Here is a 12500-nt window from a genome sequence, read left to right as displayed (position 1 = left end):
TTCAACGTGCGTGGGTTCGGGCCTCCATCCAGTGTTACCTGGACTTCACCCTGGACATGGGTAGATCACCTGGTTTCGGGTCTACGACTACATACTATTTCGCCCTATTCAGACTCGCTTTCGCTGCGGCTCCGTCTCTGCAACTTAACCTCGCATGCAATCGTAACTCGCCGGTTCATTCTACAAAAGGCACGCCATCACCCATGAACGGGCTCTGACTACTTGTAGGCACACGGTTTCAGGTTCTCTTTCACTCCCCTTCCGGGGTGCTTTTCACCTTTCCCTCACGGTACTGGTTCACTATCGGTCACTAGGGAGTATTTAGCCTTGGGAGATGGTCCTCCCTGCTTCCGACCGGATTTCACGTGTCCGGCCGTACTCAGGATCCACTCAGGAGGGAACGAAGTTTCGACTACAGGGCTTTTACCTTCTATGGCCGGCCTTTCCAGACCGCTTCATCTACCCCGTTCCTTTGTAACTCCATGTTGAGTGTCCTACAACCCCGAAAGGCAAGCCTTTCGGTTTGGGCTGTTCCCGTTTCGCTCGCCGCTACTCAGGGAATCGCGTTTGCTTTCTCTTCCTCCGGGTACTTAGATGTTTCAGTTCCCCGGGTCTGCCATCAATACCCTATGTATTCAGGTAAAGATACTGTTCCATTACGAACAGTGGGTTTCCCCATTCGGAAATCTCCGGATCGGCGCTTACTTACAGCTCCCCGAAGCATATCGGTGTTAGTCCCGTCCTTCATCGGCTCCTAGTGCCAAGGCATTCACCGTGCGCCCTTTCTAACTTAACCTAAAAGGTTTTTACTCTTAAAATAAGAGAGAAAAACTAAAATGGCGATTACTCGGTTCTTACTTGGTTACTTCTTCTATACGATTATCTAGTTTTCAAAGAACGAGGCTACGGATTTCAATCACATCGTGACTAAGCATCGTAGTGTTACTTCATGCTGCCTTGCGACGAGCTGAGGATTTACTTCCTCGAGCTACTGCGGCACAGGAGCAATTTTTGGTGGAGGATAGCGGGATCGAACCGCTGACCTCCTGCGTGCAAAGCAGGCGCTCTCCCAGCTGAGCTAATCCCCCAATAGTTATGATAAAATTAAATGGTGGGCCTAAATGGACTCGAACCATCGACCTCACGCTTATCAGGCGTGCGCTCTAACCAGCTGAGCTATAGGCCCACATTTACATATTTAGAGAGAATTGATCTCTCAAAACTAAACAAACAAAAAACAGTCAACCTTATTATCAGCCCTAAAGGGCTGCATTATCCTTAGAAAGGAGGTGATCCAGCCGCACCTTCCGATACGGCTACCTTGTTACGACTTCACCCCAATCATCTGTCCCACCTTAGGCGGCTGGCTCCTTACGGTTACCCCACCGACTTCGGGTGTTACAAACTCTCGTGGTGTGACGGGCGGTGTGTACAAGGCCCGGGAACGTATTCACCGCGGCATGCTGATCCGCGATTACTAGCGATTCCGGCTTCATGCAGGCGAGTTGCAGCCTGCAATCCGAACTGAGAATGGTTTTATGGGATTGGCTCCACCTCGCGGCTTCGCTGCCCTTTGTACCATCCATTGTAGCACGTGTGTAGCCCAGGTCATAAGGGGCATGATGATTTGACGTCATCCCCACCTTCCTCCGGTTTGTCACCGGCAGTCACCTTAGAGTGCCCAACTGAATGCTGGCAACTAAGATCAAGGGTTGCGCTCGTTGCGGGACTTAACCCAACATCTCACGACACGAGCTGACGACAACCATGCACCACCTGTCACTCTGTCCCCCGAAGGGGAAATTCCTATCTCTAGGAGTGTCAGAGGATGTCAAGACCTGGTAAGGTTCTTCGCGTTGCTTCGAATTAAACCACATGCTCCACCGCTTGTGCGGGCCCCCGTCAATTCCTTTGAGTTTCAGCCTTGCGGCCGTACTCCCCAGGCGGAGTGCTTAATGCGTTAGCTGCAGCACTAAAGGGCGGAAACCCTCTAACACTTAGCACTCATCGTTTACGGCGTGGACTACCAGGGTATCTAATCCTGTTTGCTCCCCACGCTTTCGCGCCTCAGCGTCAGTTACAGACCAGAAAGCCGCCTTCGCCACTGGTGTTCCTCCACATCTCTACGCATTTCACCGCTACACGTGGAATTCCGCTTTCCTCTTCTGCACTCAAGTCCCCCAGTTTCCAATGACCCTCCACGGTTGAGCCGTGGGCTTTCACATCAGACTTAAAGGACCGCCTGCGCGCGCTTTACGCCCAATAATTCCGGACAACGCTTGCCACCTACGTATTACCGCGGCTGCTGGCACGTAGTTAGCCGTGGCTTTCTGGTCAGGTACCGTCAAGGTACCGGCAGTTACTCCGATACTTGTTCTTCCCTGACAACAGAGCTTTACGACCCGAAGGCCTTCATCGCTCACGCGGCGTTGCTCCATCAGACTTTCGTCCATTGTGGAAGATTCCCTACTGCTGCCTCCCGTAGGAGTCTGGGCCGTGTCTCAGTCCCAGTGTGGCCGATCACCCTCTCAGGTCGGCTACGCATCGTCGCCTTGGTGAGCCGTTACCTCACCAACTAGCTAATGCGCCGCGGGCCCATCTGTAAGTGTCAGCCGAAACCGACTTTCAGCCTTCCCTCATGTGAGGGAAGAAATTATCCGGTATTAGCTCCGGTTTCCCGAAGTTATCCCAGTCTTACAGGCAGGTTGCCCACGTGTTACTCACCCGTCCGCCGCTAACCACCGGGAGCAAGCTCCCAGTGGTTCGCTCGACTTGCATGTATTAGGCACGCCGCCAGCGTTCGTCCTGAGCCAGGATCAAACTCTCCAATGAAGTTGAGTTGATTAGCTCAAAAATGTTACGTTGGCTTCGTTTCATTCGAAACGAATATTATTGTTTGTTGACGTTTTTGTTTGTTTAGTTTTCAAAGGTCAATTTCCCCATCGCTCAGAAGCGACTTTATAAATATACCACCCATCTAAGTTAAAGTCAACATGTTTTAATCATTTTTTTTACTATATAAATATAATAAATTCAAAAGTATTAATAAATAAAGAAAACAGAGCACTTTTACAGTGCTCTGCAGATGATTATTCTTCATCAGAATGGGCATTCGCATCTAGGTTTTCACCTGATGTGCTTTCTTCTGTTTCGTCTGTATTTTCATTTTCTTGAACTTCTTCTTTTTCTACTTTAGCTACGGTTGCCACATATTCGTTCTCGTCATTTGCAAGGCTGATTAGTTTTACGCCCTGAGTATTCCGGCCCATTTTAGAAATGCCGGCTACATCGATACGAATCAAGACCCCGCCAGTTGTAATGAGCATCAAGTCTTCTTCGCCGGTTACCGCTCTCATCGAAACAAGCTCACCGTTCTTGTCTGTAATATGGCAGGTCTTAATACCTTTCCCGCCGCGGCCTTGAATGCGATACTCAGAAGCAGCAGTCCGCTTTCCGTAGCCATTTTTCGTTACAATCAGCACTTCATTTTCTTCCTCAAGCACTTCCATGCCGACAACTTCATCATCACTGTCCAAGGTAATGCCTTTAACCCCTGTAGCAGTGCGGCCCATCGAACGGACATCTGTTTCTGGGAAGCGGATCAGCATACCGTTTTTTGTACCGATAATAATATGCTTGCTGCCGTCAGTCATACGGGCAGAAATAAGCTCATCACCCTCACGCAGACTTATTGCGATAAGTCCGTTATTCCGGATATGGGCAAAAGATGACAGCGGCGACCGCTTGGAAATACCTTCTTTTGTGGTAAAGAACAGGAACCAATCGTCAACGAATTCTCCAACAGGGATAATCGCATTTACCCATTCTCCTTTTTCTATACCCAGCAGATTGATAATCGGAATGCCTTTCGCCGTACGGCCGTACTCCGGAATTTCGTAACCTTTGGAACGATAAACCTTCCCCTTATTGGTAAAGAAAAGAATCGTATCATGAGTTGAGGTTGTGATTAAATGCTCGACAAAATCATCTTCATTGGTGCCCATACCTTGGATTCCGCGACCGCCGCGTTTTTGCGCGCGGTACGTGGAAACAGGGAGGCGCTTGATATAACCGTTATGAGTTAATGAGATGACGATGTTTTCACGCGGAATTAAATCCTCGTCCTCAATATTTTCAATTCCACCTGCCACGATTTCTGTGCGGCGTTTATCATTAAAACGTTCTTTGATTTCAAGAAGTTCTCCGCGGATGATTTCAAGGACTTTTTCCTCGTCCGCTAAAATGGCTTTTAGCTCTGCAATGAGTCTAACAAGCTCCTGATATTCCTCTTCAATCTTTTCTCTTTCCAAGCCTGTTAAACGCTGCAGACGCATATCAAGAATAGCTTGGGCCTGTTTTTCTGAAAGATTAAATTGTGTCATTAACCCTTCACGGGCGATATCTGTCGTTTGCGAGCTGCGGATCAAGGAAATGATTGCGTCTATATGGTCAAGTGCGATCCGCAGACCTTCTAAAATATGTGCCCTTGCTTCGGCCTTACGCAATTCAAATGCAGTACGGCGGCGAATAACTTCCTTTTGATGGTCTAAATAATAGACTAAACATTGCTTTAGGCTTAGCACCTTTGGCTGCCCATTCACTAGCGCTAGGGTATTAATGCCAAAGCTGGTTTGCAGCGCAGTCTGCTTGTATAAATTATTCAGCAGAACATTTGCATTGGCATCCTTACGAACTTCAATGACGATCCGCATTCCGCGGCGGTCTGATTCATCGCGCAAGTCTGTGATGCCATCAATCTTTTTATCACGGACCAATTCCGCTATTTTTTCAATTAATTTTGCTTTATTTACCTGGTAGGGGAGTTCATTGACAATAATGACCTCTTTACCGTTGGATTTTTGTTCAATTTCTACTTTAGCTCGTAAAGTGATAGAGCCGCGGCCTGTTTCATAAGCCTTACGGATACCGCCGCGGCCGATGATAATTCCTCCGGTCGGGAAGTCCGGGCCAGGAATGATTTCCATCAACTCCTGCATCGTGATGTCAGGGTCATGGCTGACAGCCAAAACTGCATCGATAGTCTCTCCAAGCTGATGAGGCGGAATATTTGTTGCCATTCCAACAGCAATTCCTGTTGTTCCGTTCACCAACAGGTTTGGGAACCGGGCTGGCAAGACAACCGGTTCCTTTTCCTCACCATCATAGTTATCCTGATAATCAATGGTGTCTTTGTTAATATCTCTTAATAATTCCATTGAGATTTTTGACATTCTTGATTCTGTGTAGCGCATCGCTGCGGCCGCATCACCGTCAACCGATCCGAAGTTTCCGTGGCCATCGACAAGCATGTAGCGATAGTTGAAATCCTGTGCCATCCGGACCATTGTTTCATAAACAGCAGAGTCACCATGAGGGTGATACTTACCAATTACGTCACCGACAATACGGGCTGACTTTTTATATGGTTTGTCCGCATGAATTCCTAAATCATGCATAGCATAAAGAATACGGCGGTGAACCGGCTTCAGGCCATCACGAACATCCGGAAGAGCACGTGAAACAATAACACTCATTGCATAATCAAGGAACGAAGATTTCATTTCTTGGCTAATATTAATTTCTTTTACTTGAGAATTTGGTGTTTCAGCCATAAATTGGTACCTCCTAATAGGGTGTCACCTAAAAGAAAAAGGAGGATAGTGGACACCTCTACCCTTTTTCCCCTTTTTTCGCTAATTGGAAAATATAAATTTTCCTAACGCATAAATTCAACTACACCTCTGTTTTCGTCCTATCGGACTCGCCAATCGGTGAGTTTCATTTATGTTATATATCTAAATTTTTCACGTATTGAGCGTTTTCTTCGATAAAGTTTCGGCGTGGTTCGACTTTTTCCCCCATCAGCATATCGAAGGTATCATCCGCTTCGATCGCATCTTCAAGACTTACCTGAAGCATCGTTCTCGTGCCTGGATCCATGGTTGTTTCCCATAACTGTTCAGGGTTCATTTCTCCCAAACCTTTATAGCGCTGAATATTAGGCTTAGGCTGACTAGGCAGCTCAGCAAAAATCTTATCCAGTTCCCTGTCATTATAGGCATATTCCACACGTTTTCCTTGCTGCACTTTATAAAGCGGCGGCTGGGCGATATACACATAACCCGCCTCGATAATTTTCCTCATATAACGGTAAAAGAAGGTCAGCAGCAACGTACGAATATGGGCGCCGTCAACGTCTGCATCTGTCATGATAATGACTTTATGATAGCGGGCCTTTCCAATATCAAAATCCTCACCAATTCCTGTGCCAATCGCGGTAATCATTGCTCTGACCTCGTTATTAGAAAGTATCCGATCAAGTCGGGCTTTCTCAACGTTCAGAATCTTACCGCGAAGCGGCAGGATTGCTTGGAAATGACGGTCACGTCCTTGTTTTGCAGATCCACCCGCTGAGTCACCCTCAACGATATACAATTCGCTTTCCGATGGGTCCTTAGAAGAGCAATCCGCCAATTTCCCGGGTAAACTAGATACTTCTAGTGCACTCTTACGGCGGGTTAATTCCCTTGCTTTTTTTGCAGCCAACCTTGCTCTTGCCGCCATTAGACCTTTATCGACAATCTTTTTGGCAACCATTGGGTTTTCTAATAGGAACTTTTCAAAATGCTGTGAAAAAACCGTATCCGTAATGGCTCTTACTTCGGAATTTCCAAGTTTTGTTTTTGTTTGCCCCTCAAATTGCGGGTCAGGATGCTTAATCGAAACAATGGCTGTCAGGCCTTCGCGAACATCCTCACCGGAAAGGTTTGTGTCACTTTCTTTAATCAGATTGTTTTTTCTAGCATAATCGTTAACAACCCTCGTCAAAGCCGTTTTAAAACCAGATTCGTGGGTTCCGCCTTCGTACGTATGAATATTATTGGCGAATGAGTAGATGTTATCTGTATAGCCTTCATTATATTGCAGGGCAACCTCAACGCTGATTCCATCCTTTTCGCCCTCCATGTAGATAGGCTCTTCAATAATGACCTCTTTCGTCCGGTTTAAATGCTCAACATAGGATTTAATTCCGCCCTCATAATGATACTCATTACGTTTATTTTCGACACGCTTATCTTCTATGGTGATTTTGATTCCGCGGTTAAGGAATGCAAGTTCACGAAGGCGTGTTGCCAAAATGTCATACTCATACACAAGTGTTTCTGTGAAAATTTCCCCGTCCGGTCTAAAATGAGTGATGGTTCCGGTTTTGTCGGTTGTGCCGACTACTTTTAATTCAGAAACGACATTGCCTCGTTCGAATTTAATTTCGTGAATATTACCGTCACGATGTACATAGACCTCTAGCTGAGTTGATAGGGCATTAACAACCGATGCACCAACACCATGTAGTCCGCCTGAAACCTTATAGCCTCCGCCGCCAAACTTTCCTCCGGCATGGAGAACAGTCATAATGACCTCAACTGCAGGTCTGCCCATTTTTTCTTGGATGTCGACAGGAATGCCCCGCCCGTTATCCTTAACCGTAATGCTGTTATCCTCTTCAATCGTGACATTGATTTCGTCACAGTAGCCTGCAAGTGCCTCGTCAATACTGTTATCAACGATTTCCCAAACAAGATGGTGAAGTCCTTTTCCGCTTGTTGAACCGATGTACATACCAGGTCTTTTCCTTACAGCCTCTAGGCCTTCCAATACTTGTATCTGATTGGCATCATATGCCTGCTCCTGAACTGCTTTTTGATCCATTGTCACTTGATTCACCTGCACTTTCTGCCAAATAAATCCTTATTTTTGGGCTAATAAGAAAGTATAAACTTTCTTAACGCATAAATTTAACTACCCCTCTGTCTTCGTCCTATCGGACTCGCCAATCGGCGAGTTTTCATTTAAAAAATTATTATGCTATAAAAATTCTTGTAAATGCATTTGGCTGGAACGTCTTTTTAACGTTCCGGAGGCTATCGGGGACAAATACACTTTGTCAAATGTAATCACAACTGATTTAAAAGGATTTTTTGAGAGGTTGATGACCTTATCCTGATGCCGCTGCAGGAATTCCCCAGCCAACTCAGAATTTTTCACACTATCTTTGTCCAATATGGAGATAATATCCTTTGCCCTGATATTGAGATCTTCCCCGATATGAATATACATGTTCCACCTCAATCTACTTTCTGAATAATACCGGACGAAACCTGGAAGGTTGAGGCTTCCTTTAATGTCTGGTGGTCGATGCCATCGACACTAGTTGTGGTAACAAAGGTTTGAACTTTACCCTGGATGGTATTTAATAAATGCGATTGCCGATAATCATCCAATTCCGATAACACATCATCTAAAAGTAAAATAGGGTACTCACCGATTTCTGACTGAATTAGCTCAATTTCAGCGAGCTTTACCGACAGCGCAGTCGTCCGCTGCTGTCCTTGTGATCCGAACGTTTGCACATCTCTTCCGTTTACAAAAAACAATAAATCGTCCCGATGCGGGCCAAAAAGGGTAGTACCGCGTTCGATTTCTTTTGTCTTCACCTTTCCGAACTTTTCTTCAAAGCATGTTACCATTTTCGACAAATCTTGTCCTTCTAATACCTCTACGGAAGGTTTATAGTTGATTTCAAGTGTTTCCAGGCCCCTTGATATGCCTTTATGAATCGGACCAGCCCATTTTGCAAGCAAGTGAAGGAATTCAAATCTCTTCGCAATAATCTTTACAGCGACTTGTATAAACTGTTCTGTTAAGATCTCAAGCATTGTTTGATCCGTTTGTTTTTTTATCTGAAGCATTTTTAGATAATGATTGCGCTGTTGAAGTATTTTTTGATATTGGCTCATATCATGTAGGTAAATAGGGGATATCTGGCCAATTTCCATATCAATAAATCGCCTGCGCACCTGAGGACTTCCTTTTACCAAATTAAGATCCTCAGGTGCAAACATGACAACATTCATATTCCCGACATACTGACTTAATTTTTGCTGTTCAATATGATTAAGTCGTGCTTTTTTCCCCTTTTTTGAAATAACTAATTGTAATGGCAATGAGCTGTACTGTTTTTGAACCCTACCTTCTATTTTAGCATAATCCTCGTCCCAGCGAATAAGTTCTTTATCATTGGAGGTCCGGTGGGACTTAGCCATAGCCAAAACATAGATGGATTCCATCACATTGGTTTTGCCTTGGGCATTTTCACCCAATATGACATTTACTTTATTTTCAAATTCAATAAATAACTCTTCATAATTGCGATAGTTTTTTAACGATAATGCTTCAATATACATAAGACTTCTCGTCCTTTACCTATTCGGTAATCACAAATTCTCCAATACCGGGAATTTGGACTTTGTCACCGGCGCGAAGTTTCCTTCCTCTTCTTTGATCCTGTTCACCATTTATAAATACTTCATGCTCACTCAAAAACCACTTGGCCATTCCGCCAGTAGAAATAACATCTGCAATCTGTAAAAACTGTCCCAATGTTATAAATTCCGCCTCGAGCTTTATTTTTTCAGGCATTCGCATCACCTAATTCTTAAAAAGTCTCAATACTTTATTTTACTAAAAAAACGGATCAGTTACAAAGGAAACCAAAAATAAACTTATCTTTGTCAAAAGGAAGACCGCCAATGGAAAAAAGGCGGCCTATGGATACTAGCTTATATTTGTTTTAGTACGTTCTTACCGGCAAGATAAGCTGTAAGATTGTTTCATCATGAAGAGGGCGGATCAGGAATGGGCGCATTGCCCCGGTAAAGCTCACTCTAATATCTGTTCCTTCAAGAGCCTTCAACGCATCCATCATGTATTTAGCACTGAAGGAAATTTTTAAATCTTCTCCCTCTATGGATTCGCTTTGGATTTCTTCAACAACCTTACCGATTTCCGGAGTATTGGAGGAAATTTCAATGATTCCTCCCTCAATAGTAGAAAGCTTAACAACATTATTTCTGCCTTCACGTGCTAGAAGGGACGCACGATCAATTGCATGTAAAAATTCCTTTGTGTTGACAGTGACATCCGTTTTGCTTTCATTTGGAATCAATCTTGATGTATCAGGATAATTTCCTTCCAATAATCTTGAGAAAAATAAAAGGTGTTTTGCTTTGAATAAAATTTGATTCTCCGTAATGACAATATCAATTTGCTCATTCGAGTCATCAATAATTTTGCTAAGTTCATTCAGACTTTTCCCTGGAATGACAACATTGTAGCTATCACTTGCATCCATTTCTACTTTTGCTTTGCGGAGTGCAAGGCGATGGCTATCTGTTGCAATACAGGTTAATTCGCCATTCTCAATTCGCCAGTTTACACCTGTCAAGATTGGCCGTGTTTCAGATGTAGACACCGCAAAATGGGTTTGTCTGATCATTGCTTTCAATAGGTCAGTGGCAATATGGAACTTATTATTTTCTTCAATCTGTGGCAGGTGTGGATATTCTTCTGCATCCAAACCAATCAGGTTAAATTCTGATTTACCAGAACGAATCACGGTTTGCAGGTGGTTTAATACCTCTATTTCGACAGAATCTGTTGGCAGCTTTTTCACGATTTCGCTAAAAAACTTTGCCTGCAAAACAATCGAGCCCGTTTGTTTAATTTCTACAATCTCATCACCGGCTTCTTCCTTAGGGATAAATGATTCAATAGAAATATCAGAATCACTTCCAGTCAAGGTTACTCCCTCATTTGTTGTGGTGATTTTAATCCCCGTTAAGATTGGAATAGTTGTTCTCGATGTGACAGCCTTCATTACATCCTGGACACTTTGAACTAAGCGGTCGCGTTGGATTATAAATTTCATGTTTAAATCCTCCGTTTTAGGAATATTTTTTAACGCAGTTACATATAATATTTTTTTAAAAAAAATTAGTAGAAGTACTAGTAGGGCTTGTTAACATGTGGATAACTAACTTTTTCAAAGGAAAGACAGCCTATCCACATGTGGACAGACTGTGTATATATTCCTAGAAGTTATTCACAATAGATTTAAATTTTCAACAGGTCATTTAGTTCTTTAATTTGCCTTTGCAGTTGAGAATCTGTTAGCAGCAGCTTTGAAATTTTTTCATGAGCATGTATAACAGTGGTATGGTCGCGGCCGCCGAATTCTTCTCCTATTTTCGGCAAAGAATAATCGGTTAATTCGCGAGATAAATACATGGCAATCTGCCTAGGAAAGGCAATTGACTTTGTCCGCTTTTTCGCCTTAAAATCTTCAAGCTTAATGCTAAAATGTTCGCCAACAATCTTTTGGATATCATGAATGGTAATTACCTTTGGCTTAGAGGAAGGAATAATGTCCCTCAATGCCTCCGCTGCTAGATCAGCATTAATGTCCTTATTAATCAACGAAGAATAAGCGACAACTCGGATAAGCGCCCCTTCAAGCTCACGAATGTTGGAATCAATTTGATTCGCAATATACAGCATCACTTCATTAGGGATATCGAGGCCCTCTGCCTTTGCTTTCTTTCGCAAAATGGCAATTCTCGTTTCCAAATCCGGAGGGGTGATATCTGTAATTAGGCCCCACTCAAATCGAGAGCGCAAGCGGTCCTCCAAGGTTGGAATTTCCCTAGGCGGCCGGTCACTGGAAATGACGATTTGCTTACTTTCTTCATGAAGGCTGTTAAAGGTATGGAAAAATTCCTCCTGGGTTGATTCTTTTCCAGCCAAAAACTGAATATCATCAATAAGGAGGACATCCACATTTCGATATTTATTGCGGAAATTCTCTGCCTTGTTGTCACGAATCGAGTTAATAAATTCATTTGTAAATTTCTCAGATGATAAATAGACCACTTTGGCAGATGGGTTATGATCCAAAACATAATGGCCAATCGCGTGCATTAAGTGCGTTTTTCCTAATCCAACGCCTCCGTAAATAAATAAGGGATTGTATGCTTTGGCTGGCGCTTCCGCAACGGCTAGCGAAGCAGCATGGGCAAAGCGGTTTCCAGATCCAATTACAAAAGTATCAAATGTATATTTTGAATTTAAAATATTAGAAGGAAAGTCGTTATGCTCTTCATCCTTTTTTGCCATTTTTGGCGGTGTCGGGATTTCCAGTTCCTCTTCCTTCTGATTTTGCGGAATGATAAACTTTACAGCTAATTCTTCCCCTGTAATATCGTAAAGAATTCCTGAAATTAGCTGAGAATAGCGTTCCTCAAGCCAATCGCGGGCAAATTCATTTGGCGCTGTAATGACAAGCAAATCGCCCTGAAGGGAATGAGCCTTTGTTGATTTTAGCCAAGTATCAAAGCTCGGTTTGCTGATTTTTTTCTCTATATTGGCAAGGGCCGCATGCCAAAGATCCGCAATATTTTCCACTAGTTTCCCTCCTTTTTATTTATAAACTCCGATGACGTTAAACTTCCAAGAAACGTTCTCTATTTGAATTCTTTATCTCTCATTCAGTGCAACATAGTGTATGAAAATTTTTTTCATCAATAAATACAACCTACTAATTTATTAAAATATGAACATTGGTTGTGGAAAACATATAATAAGGAAATAATGTGGAGTTTCGA

At 43.5% G+C, this 12500-nt stretch carries 7 protein-coding genes, 2 tRNA genes and 2 rRNA genes (1 of these 11 running past the window's edge); all 11 read right to left on the bottom strand.

The window, feature by feature from the left end; translation table 11 throughout:
• Nucleotides 1-796: ribosomal RNA gene (locus tag ACZ5AE_RS00055) — 23S ribosomal RNA — on the bottom strand; it reaches 2140 nt to the left of the window's first position.
• Between the two features lie 216 nt (nucleotides 797-1012).
• Nucleotides 1013-1088, bottom strand: a tRNA-Ala gene (locus ACZ5AE_RS00050).
• A 21-nt stretch (nucleotides 1089-1109) separates the two neighbouring features.
• Nucleotides 1110-1186: transfer RNA gene (locus ACZ5AE_RS00045), tRNA-Ile, on the bottom strand.
• 96 nt (nucleotides 1187-1282) lie between these two features.
• Nucleotides 1283-2832: ribosomal RNA gene (locus ACZ5AE_RS00040) — 16S ribosomal RNA — on the bottom strand.
• The 16S and 23S rRNA genes sit together here with 2 tRNA genes alongside, the layout of an rRNA operon.
• Before the next feature lie 257 nt (nucleotides 2833-3089).
• Nucleotides 3090-5612 (bottom strand): DNA gyrase subunit A, encoded by a 2523-nt coding sequence (gene gyrA, locus ACZ5AE_RS00035; protein ID WP_464568398.1) that lies wholly within the window; start codon nucleotides 5610-5612, stop codon nucleotides 3090-3092.
• 175 nt (nucleotides 5613-5787) lie between these two features.
• Complete coding sequence (gene gyrB, locus ACZ5AE_RS00030; RefSeq protein ID WP_464568396.1) at nucleotides 5788-7710, bottom strand: DNA topoisomerase (ATP-hydrolyzing) subunit B; 1923 nt, start codon at nucleotides 7708-7710, stop codon at nucleotides 5788-5790.
• Between the two features lie 156 nt (nucleotides 7711-7866).
• Entirely contained in the window at nucleotides 7867-8118 is a 252-nt protein-coding gene (remB, locus tag ACZ5AE_RS00025) for an extracellular matrix regulator RemB (protein WP_464568394.1), read from the bottom strand.
• An 8-nt stretch (nucleotides 8119-8126) separates the two neighbouring features.
• Nucleotides 8127-9245: a DNA replication/repair protein RecF gene (gene recF, locus ACZ5AE_RS00020; protein ID WP_464568392.1), complete on the bottom strand. Its 1119-nt coding sequence runs from the start codon at nucleotides 9243-9245 to the stop codon at nucleotides 8127-8129.
• A 19-nt stretch (nucleotides 9246-9264) separates the two neighbouring features.
• On the bottom strand, nucleotides 9265-9480 hold the full coding sequence (gene yaaA, locus ACZ5AE_RS00015) for a S4 domain-containing protein YaaA (RefSeq protein WP_213147829.1): 216 nt from the start codon (nucleotides 9478-9480) through the stop codon (nucleotides 9265-9267).
• Between the two features lie 151 nt (nucleotides 9481-9631).
• On the bottom strand, nucleotides 9632-10768 hold the full coding sequence (gene dnaN, locus ACZ5AE_RS00010) for a DNA polymerase III subunit beta (protein ID WP_464568389.1): 1137 nt from the start codon (nucleotides 10766-10768) through the stop codon (nucleotides 9632-9634).
• A gap of 185 nt (nucleotides 10769-10953) precedes the next feature.
• Nucleotides 10954-12300 carry a chromosomal replication initiator protein DnaA gene (gene dnaA / locus ACZ5AE_RS00005; protein ID WP_464568387.1) on the bottom strand — a complete coding sequence of 449 codons (1347 nt, stop codon included), beginning with the start codon at nucleotides 12298-12300 and terminating at the stop codon, nucleotides 10954-10956.
• Between the last annotated feature and the right edge of the window lie 200 nt (nucleotides 12301-12500).

The sequence above is a fragment of the Neobacillus sp. S1227 genome (assembly GCF_055385255.1).
The sequence above is the reverse complement of the archived record's forward strand: the minus strand, read 5'-3'. Positions and strand labels throughout refer to the sequence as shown.